The organism is Cobetia sp. BL01 (genome assembly GCF_056493605.1).
In genome coordinates, this window is sequence record NZ_JBVBEE010000004.1 from 176,649 (window position 1) to 196,610 (window position 19,962).

A 19,962-nucleotide genomic window follows, 5' to 3' on the forward strand; every position below is an offset into this window, starting at 1 on the left:
CGAGAGGCGTGATCTGCCGAGAGGGAAGGTCAGGCCCGGGCCGTGTTTCGAGACAATGTCAGGAGGCAGTGATTGTTGTGTCGGCACAAGACCGAGCCAGGCTCGGTCTTGAGAAAGTGCCGCAGCCCGCCTGCCGGGGATGTCATCGCAGGCGGGGAGTCAGGCAGGGCCTGACTCGAGTCTTGCGCAATCGCTTACTGACAGGCCTCACAGCCCAGCTCATCGATGTTGCTGGCGGAGGGGGCACGCTGACCGCTCTTGCCTTGCAGGAAGTCTTCGATGCCACGCGGTTCCGGCTTGGCTTCCGGTGCCGGGGTCGGCGCGGGAGCAGGAGCCGGGGTCGGTGCGTTGCCGACGGCGTTGTGCTTGCTGCGATCGACGGTGGACTTCTCCACGGCGGTTGCACCCAGAGCACGGAGGTAATAGGTGGTCTTGAGGCCACGGAACCATGCCATGCGGTAGGTCACGTCCAGTTTCTTGCCGGACACGCCCTGGATGTACAGGTTCAGGGACTGCGCCTGGTCGATCCACTTCTGGCGACGCGAGGCGGCTTCGACGATCCACTTCGGCTCGACTTCGAAGGCGTTGGCGTACAGCGCCTTGAGGTCTTCCGGAATGCGCTCGATCGGCTGGACGCTGCCGTCGTAGTACTTGAGGTCGTTGATCATGACCTCATCCCACAGGCCGCGCGCCTTGAGGTCGTTGACCATGTAGGCGTTGACCACGGTGAACTCGCCAGACAGGTTCGATTTGACGAACAGGTTCTGGTAAGTCGGCTCGATGGACTGCGAGACGCCACAGATGTTGGAGATCGTCGCGGTCGGCGCGATCGCCATCACGTTGGAGTTGCGCATGCCCTGAGTGCGGACCTTCTCGCGGATGTAGTCCCAGTCCTGAGTCTGGCTTTCGTCCATCTCGATGTAGTCGGCGCCACGCTCGGTCTTGAGCTTCTCGATGGAATCGATCGGCAGGATGCCCTGACTCCACAGAGAGCCGTCGAAGCTCTCGTAACGGCCACGCTCGGCCGCCAGATCACTGGAAGCTTCGATGGCGTGATAGCTGACGAGTTCCATGGATTCGTCGGCGAAGGTCACGGCTTCTTCGGAGGCATAGGCGATGGACTGCGCATAGAGCGCGTCCTGGAAGCCCATGATGCCGAGGCCGACCGGACGGTGACGCATGTTGGAGCGACGCGCCTGCGGAACGGCGTAGTAGTTGATGTCGATGACGTTGTCGAGCATGCGCACGGCGGTACGTACCGACTTCTTGAGCTTGTCGCCATCCAGCTTGCCGTCGATGACGTGCTGCGCCAGGTTGATCGAGCCCAGGTTGCAGACCGCGATCTCATCCTCGGAGGTGTTGAGGGTGATCTCGGTGCACAGGTTGGACGAGTGCACGACACCGGCGTGCTGCTGCGGGCTGCGCAGGTTGCACGGGTCCTTGAAAGTGATCCACGGGTGGCCGGTCTCGAACAGCATGGAGAGCATCTTGCGCCACAGATCACGCGCCTTGACGCGCTTGAACAGCTTCAGCTGGCCCTGACGGGTCATCTCCTCGTACTGCTCGTAACGCGCCTGGAAGGCCGCGCCGTACAGGTCGTGGAGGTCCGGGCAGTCGGACGGCGAGAACAGGGTCCACTCGGTGTCATCGAAGACACGCTTCATGAACAGGTCCGGCACCCAGTTGGCGGTGTTCATGTCGTGGGTACGACGACGGTCATCACCGGTGTTCTTGCGCAGGTCGAGGAATTCCTCGACGTCCATGTGCCAGGTTTCCAGGTAGGCACAGACGGCGCCCTTGCGCTTGCCACCCTGGTTGACGGCAACGGCGGTGTCGTTGACGACCTTCAGGAAGGGCACGACGCCCTGGGACTTGCCGTTGGTGCCCTTGATGTAGGACCCCAGTGCGCGCACCGGCGTCCAGTCATTGCCGAGACCGCCGGCCCACTTGGAGAGCATGGCGTTGTCGCGGATGGCACCGTAGATACCGTCGAGGGCATCCGGCACGGTGGTCAGGTAGCAGCTGGACAGCTGGCTGCGACGGGTGCCGGCGTTGAACAGGGTCGGCGTGGAGGCCATGTAGTCGAAGCTGGACAGCAGCTCGTAGAACTCGATGGCGCGACCTTCGCGGTCTTCCTCGTTCAGGGACAGACCCATGGCGACACGCATGAACATGACCTGCGGCAGCTCATAGCGCACGTCGTTCTGGTGCAGGAAGTAGCGGTCGTACAGAGTCTGCAGGCCGAGATAGGTGAACTGGTTGTCACGTGTGTGATCGATGGCGGCGCCGAGGCGATCCAGATCGAAGGTGGCCAGTTGCTCATCCAGCTGCTCGAAGGCGATGCCGCTCTCGATGTAGGCCTTGAAAGCGACCGGATAGTGGTCCTTCATCTCGCCGAAGGTGGCCTCGTCAGCGACCTTGAGGAAGCTCAGGGCTTCGCGGCGCAGGTTGTCCTGCAGCAGGCGGGCGGTGACGTAGGTGTAGTTCGGGTCCTTCTCGACCAGCGTGCGCGCGGTCATCATCAGCGCGGTGGACACGCCATCGACCGGCACGCCGTCGTACAGGTTCTTCAGCGAGTCATCGACGATCTTCTGGGCGTCGACGTTGGACAGCTCGGCGCAGGCATCAAACACGAGTGTCTCGATACGGCCCAGATCCAGCGGACGCACGCTGCCGTCGAGGTGCGTGACATTGATGGTCGGGTGCGGCTTGGCGATGCCGTCGTTCTGCGCGCTGCGGGCACGGGCGTGCTCGTCACGGTAGAGAACGTAGGCGCGGGCCACCTTGTGCTCGCCGGAGCGCATCAGGGCCAGTTCGACCTGGTCCTGGATGTCTTCGATATGCAGAGTGCCACCATCAGGCATGCGACGCTGGAAGGCATCGGTGATCTGGCTGGTCAGCTGCTGGACCAGATCGCGGATGCGCGAGCTGGACTCGACCTGATCGCCTTCCACGGCGATGAACGCCTTGGAGAGTGCGACGGAGATCTTGCTGGCATCGAAGGGCGCAACATCGCCAGTGCGCTTGATGACGCGCAGGCGCTGGGGTGCGGTCACGTCGACTGCCGCCTGATCGGTGCTGAAAGTGGAATCCATGACGCCTTCCTGAATCGTCTGAAGGTGAATCGTTGCCCGGCGAGGGCCCGTGGGCAAAGCGTGTGTCACTGCCGGCGAGGCACCCGGTGGGGCGTGCCATCACGTACGGCTGGCTGACATATCATCTGTTCGCTGTCTCGGCTGGCATGACCCGTCAGGCCACTGAAAGGCGGTCAGACAGGAAATTCGGTACCGATGACAGCTTGGTTGCGGCAGATCATGCGTTGCCGCGCCATCTGCTGAATCATCTCTTTCGGGCTTGACTTGAGGCTTGAAAATTGCCTTTCCGGCTTATGGGTGCGGACGTCGCCAAAACCCTACATATGGGGTGTGAGCTGAATTTGGACACAAGATAGTGTTGTTTTTGGGGTCGTGCAAGTGGATAACTTGTGGGTAAGGTGTGGTTGAAAATCCGTGCCTGCCGCCCGGGGATGTCAAGACATTGCGTGTTAATTTCTTTGCCCCTCGTCAGTGCGCATGTGTGCGGGACAGCTGGCGCGTAAATCCCCAAATTGGCGTATCATTCGTGACAAATCACCCTGAAAAGGTTACGACGTGGCACAGGACGGTAACTCCCTGTGAGCCGCTGGCCACGCCGACCCAACGATGCGGATGGAATGCCCTTGGATACCAATGCGCAAGAACATGTACTGATTGTCGAGGATGACGAGCGTCTGGCGACATTGACGCGTGAGTATCTCGAAGCCAACAACTTCCGCGTCAGCGTCGAACACGATGGCGGCCGGGCAGTGGACCTGATCATCAGCCTGCGCCCCGACATCGTGATCCTCGATCTGATGCTGCCGGGCGAGGATGGCCTGTCCATCTGTCGTCGCGTGCGGCCCCAGTTCTCCGGCCCCATTCTGATGCTGACGGCACGTACTGATGACATGGATCAGGTGCTGGGCCTCGAGATGGGCGCCGATGACTACGTGCCCAAGCCGGTGCAGCCTCGCGTGTTGCTGGCGCGCATGCGTGCCTTGCTCAGGCGGGCCGACGGCCCGGAAGAGGCGGCAGGCGAGACGCGTCTCGTCTTCAATGACCTGGAGATCGACAACGCTACCCGTGAAGCCTGGCTGGCGCGTGAGCGTATCGAGCTGACCAGTGCCGAGTTCGACCTGCTGTGGCTGCTGTCTTCCAATGCCGGGCGCGTGCTGACTCGTGAAGAGATCTTCTCGGCACTGCGTGGCATCAAGTATGACGGCCAGGATCGCTCCATTGACGTGCGCGTCTCGCGCATCCGGCCCAAGATCGGGGATGACCCCAATCACCCTGAGCGGATAAAGACGGTACGCAGCAAGGGTTACCTGTTCGTCAAGGACCTCTGATTCATGCGGCGTGCGCTGTCTGACAGTATCTTCCTGCGCGTCTACGTGGTGCTGCTGCTGGCGTTGCTCCTGACGCTGGGCGTGGCGTTGGGCGGTTATCAGCTGACCAACGCTGTCCGACTCGAGGCCTACCAGACCCGCCTGGGGGCGGCGCCGATGCTGCTGCTGACCCGGCAGGTGGCCGAGGCGCCTCCTGCCGAAAGGTCGAGCCTGCTGGAGCGCTCCTCGCGCCTGCTGGATGCGCGGCTGATGCTGGCGCCTGTCGAGGTATTCGACCTCAACTGGTGGGAGAAGCGCCGTCTGGCTGCCGGCCGGCCTCTGGTGCATGAGCATCAGGATGCCGGCTGGCAGCTACTGATGCAGGTGCCGGGCGAGGAGCAGGTGCTGGAGCTCAGGCTGCTGCATCTGGCTGAGCGACAGTTGCGGGGATTGATGTCGTTACTGCGGGAAGCCTTGTTGCCCATGGCACCGGAGCAGCGTGTCGCTCTGTTGTCGGAGCTGCAGGATGCCTCCGGGCTGGCCTTCGCTCAATTGCCTGACATGCCCAACGGGCTGGATGCGCAACAGGTCGGGCGGATCAACGACCAGCGAGTGGTGCTCAACATGGCAAGCCATGGACAGGCGCTGGCGCTCTATACCCGCCTGGAGGGTCACAACCTGATCAAGGTCGGGCCGCTGCAGGTCTTCGAGACGACCCCGGCGGCATTGATCGTTGCCATGATTCTGGCCGTCATCAGCCTGTTGGGGGGTGTCATCTATCTGGTCGTGCGTTCGCTGGAGGCACGGTTGACTCGACTGGAGAAGGCGGCGACCCGGATTGCCGGCGGCTACCTCGATACGCGGGTCAGGATCGAGACCAATGACTTTCTTGGCCGTCTCGGCATGGCCTTCAATGGCATGGCCGAACGCGTGCAGGGATTGCTGGGAGCCCAGCAGGACATGATTCGCGCCGTCTCCCACGAGCTGCGTACCCCGGTGGCACGTATCCGCTTCGCGCTGCAGATGATCGAGGACATGGTGGATGATGATTTCGTGCTCCGGCAGATCAAGGGCGCCGATGGTGACATCGAAGAGCTCGACAAGCTGATCGACGAGATCCTGACCTATGCACGCCTCAATGACGCCGCCGGGGTTCAGCTGGATCTGGGGGCGGTGGACTGTCGGGAAGTGGCGGAGCAGGTCTGTGAAACCCTGGCGCCACTGCATCCTGAGCTGCTGCTGAGCATTGAAGGCGGTGCCTTTGATGTGGAGGCGGAGGCACGCTATCTGCAGCGTGCGCTGCAGAATCTGGTCTCGAATGCCTGTCGGCATGCAGATTCACGTGTGCTGGTGCGCATCTCCAGAGACCCGCAGGTGGTGCGCATCGATGTCGAGGATGATGGCCCCGGCGTGGGCGAGGAGGACCGCAAGAAGGTCTTCAAGCCATTCGCGCGACTGGATGATTCACGCACGCGATCTTCAGGTGGCTATGGTCTGGGGCTCTCCATCGTGCAGAAGATCATGCACTCTCATGGCGGAAGCGTGGTGGTCGATCGGGGCATCGCCCTGAAAGGGGCACGTTTCAGCCTGCTGCTGCCCTTGTCCAGCAGCAAGCTGGGACGTGAGGCGCCTCCTTCCTTGCCGCCCGTGACCCCCGGGGAGGGGGATGACGGGCAGCGCACCTGAGCGATGCTACTCTATCGTGATACGCAGTGGTGCGAAGCGATGTCATCAGCGAGGAGGGCAAGTGGATGAATCTGCAAGATGCGAGCCGTGACGTCGGGGCTCTGCATGACGCATTGATCGGCTCCTGGGAGCTGCAACGCTTCTGGTATGCCTGGCCGGATGGGCGTGAATGGGAGCCATTGGGGAGGTGTGCGGGTCAGCTGCACTATCTCCCCAATGGCTTCATGAGCGTTCAGCTGGCGGCTCGTGAGCGTGAACCTCTAGGGGTGGCGCCCACTGATGATCAATTGATGGCGGCCTTTCGGCAGGGCTTTGCCTATTGTGGGCGCTGGTGCTGGGATGAGCAGCGTCAGGAGGTCCGTCATCAGGTAGACGTCGCGAGCATCGCGGACTGGAGTGGCGTGACGCTGGCGCGGCGAGTCCAGCTCACCGGAGAGTCACTGCTGCTGGGCACGGACGCGCCCAATCTTCAGCTGCCTGCAGGGGGCTATACCACCTGGCTTGCCTGGCAGCGTCTTCATGATAGATGACATCATTACCGAAAAGGCTTGACGGGATCATGGCTTAAGGTGCAAGGTAACCCCTGTTGGATAGCAAGACGCACCACTCAGTCGCCTGTGCTGCTCGGTAAAACGCCTTGAGCGCCCCGAAATGCCTCGCTGATTTGATGCATGGTTTTGCTTTGCCCACGCTCTTCGGGTAATGCCCGTTATTTCAAACATGCTAATCAGAGAGGAATTTCTCATGGCAACTGGTACAGTTAAGTGGTTCAACGACGCGAAAGGTTTTGGTTTCATTGCTCCGGCTGACGGCGGTGACGATCTGTTCGTTCACTTCTCCGAAGTCCAGGCAGAAGGCTTCAAGACCCTGCAGGACGGCCAGCAGGTCTCCTTCGACGTGACTCAGGGCCAGAAAGGCCTGCAGGCAGCCAACGTCAAGGCTATCGACTGATCATCACTCGCTGCGGAATTCGTTCCGTGTGAGATGATAGATGTCTAGAAGCGCCCCAGCTCATGCTGGGGCGCTTCTGTTTGTGTGCGTGCAAAAAATGCAGTATCGGTGACCTGGCACACTCCGCAGAGGCATGCCATGAACAAGAGCCCCGTCCCATTGCACGATAAGCGCAGTGGGACGGGGCTCTTGTCGTTCAAGTGGTTGTCCGGAGATGCCCTGGGGCATTGGCTCAGGCTGGCTTCACGCCGCTGAGCACCTCAAAGGAGGTCTCGCGGGCAGTGCGCAGGAAATCATCCATCCAGGGAGTGCCCAGCAGATCCTCTCGCACCGCGGCATAGAGCGTCGCCCAGATTCCGTCGCCCAGAGGCAGGCCACGAACATAATCGCGGTTCAGGTATTCGGCCAATGCCCAGTTGGGCAGTGCCGTCACGCCGCGACCGCTGGCGACAAGCTGCATCATCATGACCGTCATCTCGGCATGGCGGATCTCGCGAGGGCTGATGCTGGCGGGTTCGAGGAACTGGGTGAACACGTCCAGCCGGTCATGCTCGACAGGGTAGATGATCAGCACTTCTTCCCGCAGGTCTTCCGGTTCCACACGGCCCTTGAGAGCCAGTGCATGCTGGCGTGCCACGGCCAGCATGACTTCGTAGCGGAACAGTGGCAGGTACTGGATACCGGTCATCTCCACCGGATTGGCTGTGATGACCAGGTCCAGCTGCTCGCGACCCAGCGCCTGGAGGGGAGAGAAGCTATGGCCCGAAGGAATGTCGACCTCGATCTCCGGCCAGTGATCCCGGAAGCGATCCACCGTCGGCATCAGCCATTGGAAGCAGCTGTGGCATTCGATGGCCATATGCAGCCGTCCTTGCTCACTGCCTGCCATGCGCGCGATGTCACGCTCTGCCATGCGAAATTGCGGCAGTACCTGTTCTGCCAGTGACAGCAGGCGTTGCCCTGCACGGGTGAACTCGACCGGGCGCGTCTTGCGAATGAACAGTGGCGTGCCCAGGCGCTCTTCCAGGTCCTTCAGTTGATGTGAGAGGGCGGACTGGGTGAGGTGGATGCGCTCGGCAGCCTCGACCAGCGAGCCGGCATCACGCAGTGCCAGCAGCGTGCGGAGATGGCGTAGTTCGAGCATGATGAGTTTTGCTCATTTGGATGAGTGAACAGTTCATTTTCATTCAATTCTTGGGCGAAGTGCTGCGCAGGTCAATCGCTGCTGCGCGAGGAAGCGTCAATGAGCTCCGTTGGGCATTCCCCCTGAGCCTGATGGATCTCGGCATGGCCATCGCAGAGGGAGGTGTCTCATGCAGGCAGTGCCAGTGTCTTCACGATGACGGCACTTCATGGGAATTGCCGTGAATCGAGGCCCACAAGGCTGGCTGCGCTTGATAGACTTTCTTCATGCGCCAGGATGGCGTTGCTCTCTACGCCTTGAAATCACGCTGTGTCGCCGCCTCTACAGGAGTGCGGTGCGTTACGTTCTGTCGTCAGGCATGCCCAGGGAGGGCTTTTCATGTTTCCGTTTCATTCGCGCCCGGATCATACGAGGGCTGCTGCCTGTTCGGCGCCAGATGTCTCGCCTTGGCGTGGCGGGCGTCAGGTGGCCACTATCTCGACATGCACTGCGACAGGTATCTCGACAGGCGCCTCGGCCAATCTCCTGTGCGTGTCGATGATGGCGCTGCTGAGTGGCTGCTCCATGCTGTCGGATGAATCGCGTGATGCGCCGAGTGCGCAGGTGATGCCGGCACCGCTGAAGATTCCTGAAGTGCGTCCTGCCACGAAACCAGTCAAGCCCAGGGCACCCAGTGCCGAGTCGCTGGGTCAGGCGCCGGCGGTGACATTGCCCGCGACCTTCCTGCCGCCTCGGGGGGCCAGCGAGTATCAGGTCTGGCGCTGTACGCCGGCGCAGGATCTGTTGATGGCCTTCAGTGATGGACAGGACGCGAGGGGCAGGCCTCCCGTCTCTGTGGCGACGGACACCCCTCAGGAGGCGACTGCTGAAGGCTGGCTGCGGCTATGGTCGCGTCAGCACGCCTACGCCCTGGGGCATGTGGTGAGTGCTTCCGGCGCTCGTTATCGGGCCAATGACGCCCCGGTCTCCGAGCGGCAGCGTCAACAGGCGGAGGGGGGAGCCCGTGAACTGGAAGTCTGGTTCAAGGGGCGGGAAGCCACGCTGCACAATGCGCGCGGCAACCTTGAGTGCGTTCAGGATGATCAGCGCACCATCCAGATCCCCGATGACCAGCCGCTGCTGGTGGCACAGGGTCACGAGCCTGAGTGGCGTATCAGTCTGGATCGAGCGCATAACCGGATGACGGTGACGGCATCGCCCGGCCTGTTGGGTGCCGTGCAAGGCAAGGCGCGGGTGTCGCAGGACGCTACAGGCACCGATGACAGCAGCTCTGGCGTTGCCGGGAACGAGAGCGGCAAGCAGGATCAGGAGTCATCGTCGCTCAGTCAGTTGACGTTACCCTATCGGGTCAATGACGACGGCAAGCATGGCAAGGTGCTGTCGGCGCGCTTGCCGCGCGCTTCAGTCGGCAGGGGGTGGCTGAAACTGAGCCTGACGCCGGGTGCCTGCTTCGACACCATGCAAGGTACCCCGTATCCGCTGACCTCCGAGCTGACTCTGACGCGAAAAGGAGGAGAATCTCGAGATCTGAGTGGCTGTGGAGAGGCATACCTCCCCTGACATGACGTTTCTTTTCGTCGATTTTTTCGAATGGTTGGTGCGATCTTTATCGCTTTTCGTGCCACGGAGTTCATCTATCATGGCGGGCAGCTCTCCATTACGGGCAACGGATGCCAAGCCTGGCTCGTGATGGGAAATCGTCCTTTCTGTCTGCGGAGAACCTGCCATGTCTGCCACACCGCTCAATGTTCTGCTGGTCTCATCTTCCCTGTTCGGAGAAAAAGGCAACTCTCGTGAACTGGCTTCCGCGTTCGTGGATGCCTTGCAGGCGTCCGGTCACGAGCATCAGTTGACGCATCATGATCTGGTCGAGCGCGATCTTCCGCACCTGGGTGCCGCCGAGATGCAGGCATGGATGACGCCGGCGGATGAGCGAAGCGCTGAGCAACGCAAGCTCGCCGAGCTGTCTGATGGTTTCCTGGCCGAGCTGAGAGCGGCTGACCTGCTGGTCATCGCGGCACCGCTCTACAATCTGGGCCTGCCGACGCAGATGAAGGCGTGGTTCGACCGGGTGCTGCGTGCCGGCGAGACCTTCCGCTACACCGAGAAAGGGCCCGTGGGTCTGCTGGAAGGCAAGCAGGCACTGGTGCTGGCAGCACGTGGCGGGATGTATGCGGGCAGTGACCTGGACTCCCAGACGCCGCATCTCACATCCATGCTTGGGCTGATGGGCATCACGGATCAGCACTTCGTATACGCTGAAGGCCTCAACATGGGCGATGAGCAAAAGGTGGGAGCTCTGTCAGAGGCCAGGACAGGCATCGCCAACTACGTAGATGCTCTCTGACCCGGTGTATCTGCCGTAGCTGAGTCACATTGGTTGAGCATGATGAATGAAAACGCCACCGCCGCTCTGAGAGGAGCGGCGGTGGCGTTTGTGCTATCGGGAAGCAGAGGTCACTGGGGGAGGAGCCAGTGGCCGGAAACGCTCAGCCTTGGTCTTCGAGTACTTCCAGTGCGCCCTTGAGGCGCGCATGCAGCTCTTCCAGCGGCGGCTGAGCGCCGCCTTGCGGCCAGCCGGCCGTCAACACCACGCCATCGGCGGCATAGTCGCTGGCATCCACCGGTACATCGTAGCCGTTCAGCCAGTGACGCACGTCGGCCTCATGAGCGAATCCGACCTTGAGGCGTCTGGGTGTACGCGGCGTGAAGGTGGTGGTGGGCAGTCGCTCGAGGGCGTCGAGCACGGCACGACTGTATGCACGAGCCAGACCACCGGTGCCCAGCTTGATGCCGCCGAAGTAGCGGATCACCACGCAGGCGATCTGTCCCACGCCGCTGCCTTCCAGTACCTGATACATCGGCCTGCCGGCGGTACCGCCCGGCTCTCCGTCATCGGAGAAGCCGATGGCATTCTGCTCATTCGGCGCACCCGCGATGAATGCCGTGCAGTGATGACGTGCATTGGGATGGGCGAGATGCGCCTTTACCAGCAGCCGCGTCATGGCGTCTGGTGTCGGAGCGTGGGCCAGCCAGGCGATGAAGCGGCTCTTCTCGATCTCGATGCTGTGCTCGTGATGCGCCTCTGGCGCCAGTGCAGGTATCTGATAGCTCATCGTGCCATCTTAGCAAAGCGTCGCCCTCAATGAGTGACGGCGTTGCCGCGTACGACACCCATCACCATGCCCAGCACTTCGATATCGGCATTCTTGAGGTAGATGGGGGCCATGCTGTCGTTGGCCGGTTGCAGGCGTACACCGCTCTTCTCGATATACAGCTTCTTCAGCGTCACTTCCTGCTGGTTGATCATCACCACGGCGGTCTCACCGTTCTCGGCACTTTCACTGCGCTCGATGATGATGATGTCGCCATCATGAATGTTGCAGTTGATCATCGAGTGGCCGCGAACGCGCAGGGCGTAGGTGTTGCGTCGCACCATGCGCGTCGGCACGGCGATCGTGCCGCAGTCGGCGATGGCTTCGATGGGCATGCCGGCGGTGATGTTGCCGAGCAACGGGATATCCATCATGTCGCTGGCAGTGATTTCCTGCCAGGCCTCGTCATTGAGCGGCAGATTGTGAAGGCGCTGAAGGTAGTGTGGAGCGTGAAGACGTGACATGAGCTATCCCCTGATGCTGTGCGGTCGGCAGAGGGAGCCGACCTGCGATGCAGCGTGAAAGGTCGTCAGGCTGAGTTCATCTGCGGCCTGATAGGCTCTGCGAACATGATGACAACGCGATGAGAGCCGACCCGTTCGGTCTGCTGCCCGGGCAATGCCAGGCATGCGATGACGATACTGTATGAGTACTGTTTTTGTATACAGTGTCTGCATCATAGCAAGCCAGCGCGAGGTGGCAAGGGGTGAGTCGGTCGTCGATGCCAATCAGGCGATGGGTGTGTCGTATGAATGTGCACCATGCTTTGCTGATGGAGCGCGCGAGAACTTGACTCCCGTGCAAGGCTCGACGCGTGCGGGTCGCGTCATTCGGGCGACCGGTGGTCAGTGCCGGCTTCAGCTCGTAGAATGACGCGATTGGATCCCTCGGGACCAGCCTCTGATGTCGCGCTCCGCGACTGACCAGCCGCGAGATGTCGGGATGTCGATCCAGCCAGTCAGCGATGAAGCCCGTTGCGTGCCGCCCTTGCTGGCGGTGCGGGCGCTTGGGTGTGAGCGCGATGAGCGCTGGCTGTTCCAGACGCTCGACTTCAGCCTCGCGGCGGGCGAGATCCTGCAGATCGAAGGCCCCAATGGCAGTGGCAAGACCACCCTGCTCAAGATTCTGTCCGGGCAGTTCCATGATCACGAAGGCGAAGTGCTCTGGCAGGGGCAGCCTGCCTCGCGGGTGCGCGACGACTTTCTGGGATCACTGCTCTATCTGGGTCACCAGCCCGGCATCAAGGGCACGCTGACGGCATTGGAAAATCTTGCCTGGTATCAGGCGCTCGGTGACGCCGCATCTTCTCGAAACGCCGCGGAGCGACGCTCGCTCGCCTGGGCAGCGCTGGACGCCGTGGGGCTTGCCGGCTTCGAGGATGTCCCGGCCCAGCAGCTGTCGGCTGGTCAGCAGCGGCGCATCGCCCTGGCGCGATTGCACCTGACACCGCGTCAACTGTGGGTGCTCGACGAGCCCTTCACCGCCATCGACATCGATGGCGTCCAGGCGCTGGAGGCGCTGCTGCTGGCGCATGCCGAGCGGGGTGGCAGCGTGGTGATGACGACCCACCATCGCTTCTCGGATGTCTCGCGATTGCGCCGAATAGGCCTTGGGCAACGCGCTGGCGCGGAGTCGAGGGAGGGCGCCTGGGCATGAGACATGATCCTCTGACACCATTGTCCGAGTCTCCCGTTGCCTGCTCGTTGGGTGGAGCACTCAAGGCGACACTTCGACGCGACCTGCGTCAGGCGTTGCGCCGGCGCAGTGAGCTGATCAACCCGCTGGTATTCTTCGCCCTGGTGATCACGCTGTTTCCGCTGGGGATCTCGCCGGACAAGGCGCTGCTGGCGACACTGGCGCCGGGGCTGCTGTGGGTGGCGGCCTTGCTGGCCACGTTGCTGTCACTTGAGGGGCTGTTCCGGCAGGACCTCGACGACGGTAGCCTTGAGCAACTGCTGCTGACCCCCCAGCCGTTGCCATTGCTGGTGCTGGCCAAGGTGGCGGGGCACTGGCTGTTGACCGGTCTGCCGCTGGCGCTGATGGCACCGCTGCTGGGCGTGATGCTGGGGCTGCCGAGCGGCGCCTTCGGGGTGCTGATCGCCTCGCTGGCGCTGGGCAGTCTGAGCCTGTCGCTGATCGGCGCGATCGGCGCGGCGCTGACGGTCGGGCTGCGGCGCGGCGGCGTGCTGCTCTCGCTGATCATCCTGCCGCTGTACATTCCCGTGCTGATCTTCGGCGCCGGCGCGGTGCAGAGCGCCGTCACCGGCATGCCCAGCGCCGCCCACCTGGCCATGCTGGGTGCGATGCTGGCGCTGGCACTGTTGCTGGCGCCGCTTGCCATCGCCGCCGGCCTGAGGCTGAGCATCAATGGCTAGTCCCTGCTCCCTGCCGGCTGGCAGAGGGTGGCCTGAGTGCCGCCAGCACTTCGCCAGATATCCTTTCGCCCCTGACAAGAGGCTCGTGTGAACGCCGATTCCGACTCTCATCAAGCGCCTGCTCGCAAGGTTCGCCCGCGCAAGGGCGGGCTGTGGCCATGGCTGCATCGCTTGGGCACACCGGCGACCTTCTTCGCGGCCAGCCAGCGCTGGCTGCCGTGGCTATGGGCCGTGGCGATCCTCGCGCTGGTGGCCGGCAGTGCCTGGGGACTGGCCTTCGCGCCGGCGGATTACCAGCAGGGCAACAGCTTCCGCATCATCTATGTGCATGTGCCGGCGGCGATTCTCGCCCAGTCCTGCTTCATGCTGCTGGCGGCATGCGCACTCATCTTCCTTGTCTGGAAGATCAAGCTGGCGGACATGGTCGCCACGGCCGCCGCCCCCGTCGGCGCCTTGATGACGGCGCTGGCGCTGTTTTCCGGCTCGGTATGGGGCATTCCCACCTGGGGCACCTGGTGGATCTGGGATGCCCGGCTGACGTCGATGCTGATCCAGCTGTTCCTGTATCTGGGCGTGATCGTGCTGCGCGGTTCCTTCGCCAGTCGTGACAGCGGCTCGCGTGCCGCCTCGATTCTGGCGCTGGTCGGCATGGTCAATATCCCGATCATCAAGTATTCGGTGGATTGGTGGAGCACACTGCATCAACCTGCCACCTTCACGCTGAGTGAAGCACCGCCGATGCCGGCCAGCATGTGGATTCCGCTGCTGCTGATGGTCATCGGCTTCTACGCCCTGTTCGGTGCGCTGGTGCTGATGCGCACGCGGGTCGAGGTGCTGAGGCGTGAGAGTCGCAAGCAATGGGTGCGTGACCTGCTGAGCCCGCACTCGGACTCACGCCCCGGCCAGAATTCGCCTGCAGGCCCCGTTTCCACAGAGGGTGATCACTGATGAGCTTGCCCGATGTCGCCTTCTCGAGTGTCAGCGAGTTCTTCGCCATGGGAGGGCACGCCCTCTATGTGTGGTCCGCCTGGGGGCTGACGGCGGCATGCCTCGCGGGGCTGGTGATCGCCACGCGGCTGTCCCGTCGCGCGGTGGAGGCCGATATTCGCCGTCGCCTGCGTCGGGAATCCGCCCGTTCCTGAATCCATTCTCGACCTCCCGTGCCAGCCGTCCCGCTGGTCGCGAGAGGCATGATCGTCCCTTGCCCTGATCGAGCCCTGACCATGACCCCCAAACGCAAGCAGCGCCTGTATCTCGTCACGGCCATCGTGCTGCTGGCCGCCCTCGCGGTGGGCCTCACGCTCTATGCCCTGCGCGCCAACATCAATGCCTTCTACACCCCGACCCAGATCGCCAGTGGCGAGGCGCCCCAGGGGCGTCAGATTCGCGCAGGCGGCATGGTGCGCGATGGCAGTGTCAGGCGTGACAACGAGACGCTGGATGCCATCTTCACCGTCACCGATTTCGATCATGACGTGACGGTGCATTATCAGGGCATCCTGCCGGACCTGTTCCGTGAAGGGCAGGGCGTGGTGGTGATGGGCACCTTCGATGGTGAGCATCTCGAGGCCAGCGAAGTGCTCGCCAAGCATGACGAGAAGTACATGCCGCCGGAGGTATCCGAGGCTCTCAAGGCGTCCGGACGTGATGTCTCTGGCAACAGGACGGGTGACAGGATAGACACCGGGATGACAGAGAAAACACCTCAGGAGGCGCAGTGATGTTGACGCAACTGTTGCCGGAAATCGGCCATTTCGCGCTGATTCTGGGGGCCTGTCTGGCCTGCGTGCAGGCGGTGGTGCCGCTGGCGGGAGCCGCCACGCGTCGCCCGCTGTGGATGAGTTTCGCCCAGCCGATGGCCTGGGGGCAGTTCCTGTTCGTGCTGATCGCCTATGCCTGTCTGACCGCGAGCTTCCTGCTGGATGACTTCAGCGTCGCCTACATCGCCAACAACTCCAACAGCCAGCTGCCGTGGTACTTCAAGTTCAGTGCCGTGTGGGGCAGTCACGAGGGTTCGGTGCTGCTGTGGAGCCTGATACTGGCGGGCTGGGGCTTTGCCGTCTCGCTGGGCGCGCGCGATCTGCCGCGCGACATGCTGGCGCGGGTACTGGGCATCATGGGATTGATCTCCACCGGCTTCATGGCCTTCGTGCTGCTGACCTCCAATCCCTTCGCACGTCTGCTGCCGGACATGCCGGCAGATGGCGCGGATCTCAATCCGCTGTTGCAGGACATCGGGCTGATCATCCATCCGCCGATGCTCTACATGGGCTATGTCGGTTTCTCGGTGGCATTCTCGTTCGCGATGGCGGCCCTGCTGGGCGGGCGCCTCGATGCGGCCTGGGCACGCTGGGCGCGCCCCTGGACCAACATCGCCTGGGCCTTCCTCACCGTTGGCATCGCGCTGGGCAGCTGGTGGGCCTACTACGAGCTGGGCTGGGGCGGCTGGTGGTTCTGGGACCCGGTGGAGAACGCCTCCCTGATGCCGTGGCTGGCGGGTACCGCCCTGATCCACTCACTGGCGGTCACCGAGAAGCGCGGTGCCTTCAAGAGCTGGACGGTGCTGCTGTCGATCTTCGCCTTCTCGCTGTCACTGCTGGGGACCTTCCTGGTGCGCTCCGGCGTGCTGACCTCGGTGCACGCCTTCGCCAGTGACCCGGACCGCGGCCTGTTCATCCTCGTGCTGCTCGGTATCACCGTCGGTGGCTCGCTGTTGCTGTTCGCGCTGCGCGCACCGCGCGTGCGCTCGACGCTCGGCTTCCACTGGCTGTCGCGGGATGCCTTTCTGCTGGTCAACAACCTCGTGCTGCTGGTGATGATGGTCACCGTGCTGCTGGGCACTCTCTATCCGCTGGTGCTGGATTCGCTGGGGCTGGGCAAGATCTCGGTGGGCCCGCCGTACTTCAATGCGCTGTTCGTGCCGCTGACCACACTGCTGTGCGCCTTCATGGGGCTCGGGCCGGCCTCGCGCTGGAAGCAGATGCCTGGGCGCGAGCTTGCACGCCGTCTGGCACTTTCCGGCGGCGCGGCACTCATCATCGGCGGGCTGCTGCCGCTGTTGCTGGATATCGAGTGGAGTCTCTCGGTGGCGCTGGGGCTGGTCATCGCGCTGTGGGTGGTGCTGCCGCTGCTGCGCGACCTGTGGGACAAGAGTGCCTCCAGGGCAGGGCGTCTGGCAGGTCTCAAGCGCCTCACGCCCAGCTACTGGGGCATGCAGCTGGCGCATCTGGGCCTGGCCGTGACCATCGTCGGCGTGACGCTGGTCTCCAATACCGAGGTCGCCGAGAACGTGCGCATGGTGCAGGGCAAGGAAGTCAGCGTGGGCGGCTATCAATTCCGCATGACTGAGCTTGGCGAGTATCGCGGCCCCAACTACCTGTCCGACCGCGCCACGGTGGAGGTCAGTCGTGATGGCGAGGCGGTGACGACGCTGCATCCCGAGAAGCGCCTGTTCCTGGCCAGCGGCATGCCGATGACCGAAACCGCGCTGGATGCCGGCTTCACGCGTGACCTCTACGTCGCCATGGGCGAGAAGCTCGATGACGATAGCTGGGCAGTACGCATCCAGGTCAAACCCTTCGTGCGCTGGCTGTGGCTGGGCGCCTTGCTGATGGGCGCGGGCGGCGTGATCGCCGTGCTGGATCGCCGTTATCGTCGGCGTGTCGAGGCCAGTACGGTGACCGACAATCCCTCACTCACCGCGCAGGAGGCTCACCCATGAATCTTCGTCGTCTGGTGCTGTTCTTGCCGTTGGTGGTCGTGGTGGGGCTGGGCGCTTTTCTCTATAAGCGCCTCGATGATGACCCTTACGCACGGGACTCCGCGCTGCTGTCGCGCCCCTTCCCCGCATTCTCGCTCAGCACCCTGGGTGACCCGCAGGCGAGCCTCGATGCCTCGCTGCTCAAGGGCCAGGTCAGCCTCGTCAACGTCTGGGGCGAGTGGTGCCCGACCTGCAAGCACGAGATGCCGCAGCTGCTGGATCTCGCGAATCGCGGTGTGCACATGGTCGGGGTCGACTACAAGGACACGCGTGCCAAGGGCCGCCAGTTCCTCGAGGAATTCGGTGACCCGTTCAGCGTCAATCTCTTCGACCCGGATGGCACCCTGGGGTTTGATCTCGGCGTCTATGGGGCACCGGAAACCTTCCTGGTCGATGCCGAGGGCGTGATCCGCTATCACCACACCGGCTATATCCGTCCGGAAGATGTTCGCGATGTGATCCTGCCGACACTGGAGCGGATCGCGAAACCTGCGACTGGTGCCGCCGGCGAGGAGGCCAGCTCATGAAGTCCGTGCTCAAGAGTGTCGCCATCCCGCTGGTGCAGGCGCTGGTCGTGCTGCTGTTTCTCTCGTGGCTGGCGGCTGGCAAGGCGCAGGCTGCCATCGAGGTGCATCAGTTCGACAATCCTGTGCTGCAGAAGCGCTACGACAGCCTGACGGCCGCGCTGCGCTGCCCCAAGTGTCAGAACCAGGCGATCGGTGACTCGGATTCCCCCATCGCCGGTGACATGCGCCAGAACGTGGCGGATCTGCTCAATGATGGTCGCAGTGACAGCGAGATCCAGAATTTCATGGTCGCGCGTTTCGGCGAGTACGTGCTCTACAACCCGCGCCTCGATGGGCGTACCTGGCTGTTGTGGGGCGGTCCGGCGGCCCTGATCGCGCTCGGACTGCTCATCGTGGCCTTGATCGTGCGGGCTCGGCGACGGGCACGGGTGCGTGCGCTGGACGATGATGAGCAGGCACGCCTGTCGGCGCTGCTCGACAGGCATCGCGATGCCGGCAATGCACCGCAAGACGCCAAGGAGCGCTCATGATTCTGTTATGGCTGGCGATCGCCGTGCTGCTGCTTCCCGCCGGTTGGCTGCTGTTGCTGCCGCTGCGCCGCGCGCGCCGCGTGCATGCCGCCCAGCAGGCCTTCGAGGACAACGACAGCCTCGGCGCCGAGAACGTGCGTGTCTATCGACGTCGACTGGCCTCACTGGAGCGCGGCCATGCGCGCGGCGAGCTGGATGACACGGCGCTGGCGGAAGGGCGTGTCGAGCTGGAACGCAGTCTGCTGGAAGATGCCGAGGCTTTGAGGCGCTCCCCGCTCAAGGCGGCCGGCAGTGGTCGTGTGCTGGTGCCCGTGTTGCTGGTGGCGATGGTGGCGGGCTCGCTCTACTGGTATCAGCGCGAAGGGGCGAGCGGCGATCTGGCGCTGGCGCAGGCGATTGCCGCCACGCCGATCCATGATGCCGCCAGCTTCAATGCGCGCATCGCGCGTCTGCGTGCCGAGGCCGAGGCACAGCCGGATAACGCCAAGGTGTGGATGGCACTGTTTCCGCTCTATCGTGATGCCGGACGCCTCGATGAGGCGATGCAGTCGCTCGAGGCATTGATCGCGCTCGAAGGTCGGGTGCCCGCGCTGGTCGCGCAGCTGGCGCAGCTCAAGTTCTTCGCCGCGCAGCGCACGCTGACCGATGAGGTGCAGGGGCTGGTCGACGAGGTGCTGGCAGCCGACCCGCGTCAGCCTACCGTGCTCGGCCTGTTGGGTATCGAGGCGTTCGAGCAAGCCCGCTATCCCGAGGCCATCGACTACTGGCGCAAGGCGATTGCCGGTTTCGAGAACCCCGATGCCGCCAAGGCCCTGCGTGAAGGCATCGCGGCCGCGCGTCAGCGCATGGCGAGTGCCGGTGAAGTCGATGCCTCGGTGGCGCTGGACAGCCCGGCAACGGCTGCTGCTCAGGACAGTCAGGCAGGCACTGCACGTCTGACCCTCAAGGTGTCGCTGGACCCCGCACTCGAGGCGCAGCTGGCGGCGATGCCGGTGAGTGCTGACGAGGCGACCCTGTTCATCGTGGCGCGTGATGCCGAAGGCAAATTGCCGCCGCTGGCGGTGGTGCGTACCACCGCAGACACGCTGCCGCTGACGGTCACGCTCTCGGATGATGATGCCATGGCCCCGATGGCGCGGCTCTCGATGGCGGAGCGCGTCACTCTCGTCGCGCGCATCTCCGCTTCCGGTCAGCCGGCGGCGCAGTCGGGGGACCTTGAAGGCAAGCTCGAGAATGTCATCGTTACTCGCAGCACCGAGGCCGATGCTGATGTCAGCCACGAGGCTGCGGACGCACCGCTGATGCTGCGTATCGATCACCGCGTCGCACGGTGAGTCGCGATGTGCCCCGACTCGACGATCTGATCACGTGGATCATCATTGCGCCGGTTGGGGCCATCGCCGCTTTTGGGTAGACTGCGCGCTGGTTTTTC

19 protein-coding genes are annotated in these 19,962 nt (G+C 63.2%); 15 read left to right on the forward strand and 4 right to left on the reverse strand.

The genetic code is table 11. The features are described 5' to 3' along the window. Positions 1–194: 194 nt before the first annotated feature. Entirely contained in the window at positions 195–3,095 is a 2,901-nt protein-coding gene (locus tag ACZYGA_RS09530) for a ribonucleoside-diphosphate reductase subunit alpha (RefSeq protein ID WP_084209391.1), read from the reverse strand. A 617-nt stretch (positions 3,096–3,712) separates the two neighbouring features. On the opposite strand from ACZYGA_RS09530, the gene ACZYGA_RS09535 reads away from it, so the two are divergent. The 4 genes from ACZYGA_RS09535 to ACZYGA_RS09550 all read left to right on the forward strand — a co-directional run bounded on the left by ACZYGA_RS09535 (position 3,713) and on the right by ACZYGA_RS09550 (position 7,039). Further along, positions 3,713–4,423, forward strand: coding sequence for a winged helix-turn-helix domain-containing protein (locus ACZYGA_RS09535; RefSeq protein WP_077378895.1), 711 nt, complete (start codon positions 3,713–3,715; stop codon positions 4,421–4,423). Between the two features lie 3 nt (positions 4,424–4,426). After that, positions 4,427–6,088: an ATP-binding protein gene (locus ACZYGA_RS09540; protein ID WP_479399011.1), complete on the forward strand. Its 1,662-nt coding sequence runs from the start codon at positions 4,427–4,429 to the stop codon at positions 6,086–6,088. 65 nt (positions 6,089–6,153) lie between these two features. After that, on the forward strand, positions 6,154–6,618 hold the full coding sequence (locus tag ACZYGA_RS09545) for a lipocalin-like domain-containing protein (protein WP_279874762.1): 465 nt from the start codon (positions 6,154–6,156) through the stop codon (positions 6,616–6,618). A gap of 214 nt (positions 6,619–6,832) precedes the next feature. Further along, positions 6,833–7,039 carry a cold-shock protein gene (locus tag ACZYGA_RS09550; protein WP_077378903.1) on the forward strand — a complete coding sequence of 69 codons (207 nt, stop codon included), beginning with the start codon at positions 6,833–6,835 and terminating at the stop codon, positions 7,037–7,039. Between the two features lie 232 nt (positions 7,040–7,271). Here ACZYGA_RS09550 and ACZYGA_RS09555 read toward each other — a convergent pair whose 3' ends face one another. Further along, positions 7,272–8,183, reverse strand: a complete 912-nt coding sequence (locus ACZYGA_RS09555; protein WP_479399012.1) for a LysR family transcriptional regulator — start codon at positions 8,181–8,183, stop codon at positions 7,272–7,274. A gap of 537 nt (positions 8,184–8,720) precedes the next feature. Here ACZYGA_RS09555 and ACZYGA_RS09560 point away from each other — a divergent pair. Both ACZYGA_RS09560 and ACZYGA_RS09565 read left to right on the forward strand, forming a co-directional pair. Beyond that, positions 8,721–9,743 carry an MliC family protein gene (locus ACZYGA_RS09560; protein ID WP_479399014.1) on the forward strand — a complete coding sequence of 341 codons (1,023 nt, stop codon included), beginning with the start codon at positions 8,721–8,723 and terminating at the stop codon, positions 9,741–9,743. Positions 9,744–9,909: 166 nt separating this feature from the next. After that, positions 9,910–10,530 carry an FMN-dependent NADH-azoreductase gene (locus tag ACZYGA_RS09565; RefSeq protein ID WP_084209388.1) on the forward strand — a complete coding sequence of 207 codons (621 nt, stop codon included), beginning with the start codon at positions 9,910–9,912 and terminating at the stop codon, positions 10,528–10,530. A 142-nt stretch (positions 10,531–10,672) separates the two neighbouring features. Here the strand turns inward: ACZYGA_RS09565 and ACZYGA_RS09570 are convergent, their stop codons facing one another. Both ACZYGA_RS09570 and ACZYGA_RS09575 read right to left on the reverse strand, forming a co-directional pair. After that, positions 10,673–11,299, reverse strand: coding sequence for an IMPACT family protein (locus tag ACZYGA_RS09570; protein WP_136939070.1), 627 nt, complete (start codon positions 11,297–11,299; stop codon positions 10,673–10,675). A gap of 26 nt (positions 11,300–11,325) precedes the next feature. Next, on the reverse strand, positions 11,326–11,802 hold the full coding sequence (locus tag ACZYGA_RS09575) for a LexA family protein (RefSeq protein ID WP_077378921.1): 477 nt from the start codon (positions 11,800–11,802) through the stop codon (positions 11,326–11,328). 478 nt (positions 11,803–12,280) lie between these two features. Between ACZYGA_RS09575 and ccmA the strand changes: the two genes are divergently transcribed. The 9 genes from ccmA to ccmI all read left to right on the forward strand — a co-directional run bounded on the left by ccmA (position 12,281) and on the right by ccmI (position 19,864). Continuing rightward, entirely contained in the window at positions 12,281–12,994 is a 714-nt protein-coding gene (ccmA, locus tag ACZYGA_RS09580) for a cytochrome c biogenesis heme-transporting ATPase CcmA (RefSeq protein WP_479399139.1), read from the forward strand. After that, positions 12,991–13,713, forward strand: coding sequence for a heme exporter protein CcmB (gene ccmB, locus ACZYGA_RS09585; protein WP_077378925.1), 723 nt, complete (start codon positions 12,991–12,993; stop codon positions 13,711–13,713). The genes ccmA and ccmB overlap by 4 nt, the downstream gene beginning before the upstream one ends. Before the next feature lie 150 nt (positions 13,714–13,863). Further along, a complete protein-coding gene (locus ACZYGA_RS09590; RefSeq protein ID WP_479399140.1) occupies positions 13,864–14,661 on the forward strand; it encodes a heme ABC transporter permease in 798 nt (265 codons plus the stop codon). Beyond that, a complete protein-coding gene (gene ccmD / locus ACZYGA_RS09595; RefSeq protein ID WP_077378928.1) occupies positions 14,661–14,855 on the forward strand; it encodes a heme exporter protein CcmD in 195 nt (64 codons plus the stop codon). The genes ACZYGA_RS09590 and ccmD overlap by 1 nt, the downstream gene beginning before the upstream one ends. An 81-nt stretch (positions 14,856–14,936) precedes the next feature. Then, a complete protein-coding gene (gene ccmE / locus ACZYGA_RS09600) occupies positions 14,937–15,434 on the forward strand; it encodes a cytochrome c maturation protein CcmE (protein WP_084209386.1) in 498 nt (165 codons plus the stop codon). Next, positions 15,434–17,434, forward strand: a complete 2,001-nt coding sequence (locus ACZYGA_RS09605) for a heme lyase CcmF/NrfE family subunit (protein ID WP_479399016.1) — start codon at positions 15,434–15,436, stop codon at positions 17,432–17,434. Before ccmE ends, ACZYGA_RS09605 begins: the two co-directional genes overlap by 1 nt. Further along, entirely contained in the window at positions 17,431–18,000 is a 570-nt protein-coding gene (locus ACZYGA_RS09610; RefSeq protein WP_479399018.1) for a DsbE family thiol:disulfide interchange protein, read from the forward strand. The genes ACZYGA_RS09605 and ACZYGA_RS09610 overlap by 4 nt, the downstream gene beginning before the upstream one ends. After that, entirely contained in the window at positions 17,997–18,530 is a 534-nt protein-coding gene (locus tag ACZYGA_RS09615) for a cytochrome c-type biogenesis protein (protein WP_103751472.1), read from the forward strand. The genes ACZYGA_RS09610 and ACZYGA_RS09615 overlap by 4 nt, the downstream gene beginning before the upstream one ends. Further along, entirely contained in the window at positions 18,527–19,864 is a 1,338-nt protein-coding gene (ccmI, locus tag ACZYGA_RS09620; RefSeq protein ID WP_479399020.1) for a c-type cytochrome biogenesis protein CcmI, read from the forward strand. The genes ACZYGA_RS09615 and ccmI overlap by 4 nt, the downstream gene beginning before the upstream one ends. Positions 19,865–19,962: the final 98 nt, after the last annotated feature.

Excerpts from the sequence above, each read along its gene's own strand:
- ACZYGA_RS09530 (WP_084209391.1), bottom strand. The coding sequence starts at position 3,095 with ATGGATTCCACTTTCAGCACCGATCAGGCGGCAGTCGACGTGACCGCA.
- ACZYGA_RS09535 (WP_077378895.1), top strand. The coding sequence starts at position 3,713 with ATGCCCTTGGATACCAATGCGCAAGAACATGTACTGATTGTCGAGGAT.
- ACZYGA_RS09540 (WP_479399011.1), top strand. The coding sequence starts at position 4,427 with ATGCGGCGTGCGCTGTCTGACAGTATCTTCCTGCGCGTCTACGTGGTG.
- ACZYGA_RS09545 (WP_279874762.1), top strand. The coding sequence starts at position 6,154 with ATGAATCTGCAAGATGCGAGCCGTGACGTCGGGGCTCTGCATGACGCA.
- ACZYGA_RS09550 (WP_077378903.1), top strand. The coding sequence starts at position 6,833 with ATGGCAACTGGTACAGTTAAGTGGTTCAACGACGCGAAAGGTTTTGGT.
- ACZYGA_RS09555 (WP_479399012.1), bottom strand. The coding sequence starts at position 8,183 with ATGCTCGAACTACGCCATCTCCGCACGCTGCTGGCACTGCGTGATGCC.
- ACZYGA_RS09560 (WP_479399014.1), top strand. The coding sequence starts at position 8,721 with ATGATGGCGCTGCTGAGTGGCTGCTCCATGCTGTCGGATGAATCGCGT.
- ACZYGA_RS09565 (WP_084209388.1), top strand. The coding sequence starts at position 9,910 with ATGTCTGCCACACCGCTCAATGTTCTGCTGGTCTCATCTTCCCTGTTC.
- ACZYGA_RS09570 (WP_136939070.1), bottom strand. The coding sequence starts at position 11,299 with ATGAGCTATCAGATACCTGCACTGGCGCCAGAGGCGCATCACGAGCAC.
- ACZYGA_RS09575 (WP_077378921.1), bottom strand. The coding sequence starts at position 11,802 with ATGTCACGTCTTCACGCTCCACACTACCTTCAGCGCCTTCACAATCTG.
- ccmA (WP_479399139.1), top strand. The coding sequence starts at position 12,281 with ATGTCGATCCAGCCAGTCAGCGATGAAGCCCGTTGCGTGCCGCCCTTG.
- ccmB (WP_077378925.1), top strand. The coding sequence starts at position 12,991 with ATGAGACATGATCCTCTGACACCATTGTCCGAGTCTCCCGTTGCCTGC.
- ccmD (WP_077378928.1), top strand. The coding sequence starts at position 14,661 with ATGAGCTTGCCCGATGTCGCCTTCTCGAGTGTCAGCGAGTTCTTCGCC.
- ccmE (WP_084209386.1), top strand. The coding sequence starts at position 14,937 with ATGACCCCCAAACGCAAGCAGCGCCTGTATCTCGTCACGGCCATCGTG.
- ACZYGA_RS09605 (WP_479399016.1), top strand. The coding sequence starts at position 15,434 with ATGTTGACGCAACTGTTGCCGGAAATCGGCCATTTCGCGCTGATTCTG.
- ACZYGA_RS09610 (WP_479399018.1), top strand. The coding sequence starts at position 17,431 with ATGAATCTTCGTCGTCTGGTGCTGTTCTTGCCGTTGGTGGTCGTGGTG.
- ACZYGA_RS09615 (WP_103751472.1), top strand. The coding sequence starts at position 17,997 with ATGAAGTCCGTGCTCAAGAGTGTCGCCATCCCGCTGGTGCAGGCGCTG.
- ccmI (WP_479399020.1), top strand. The coding sequence starts at position 18,527 with ATGATTCTGTTATGGCTGGCGATCGCCGTGCTGCTGCTTCCCGCCGGT.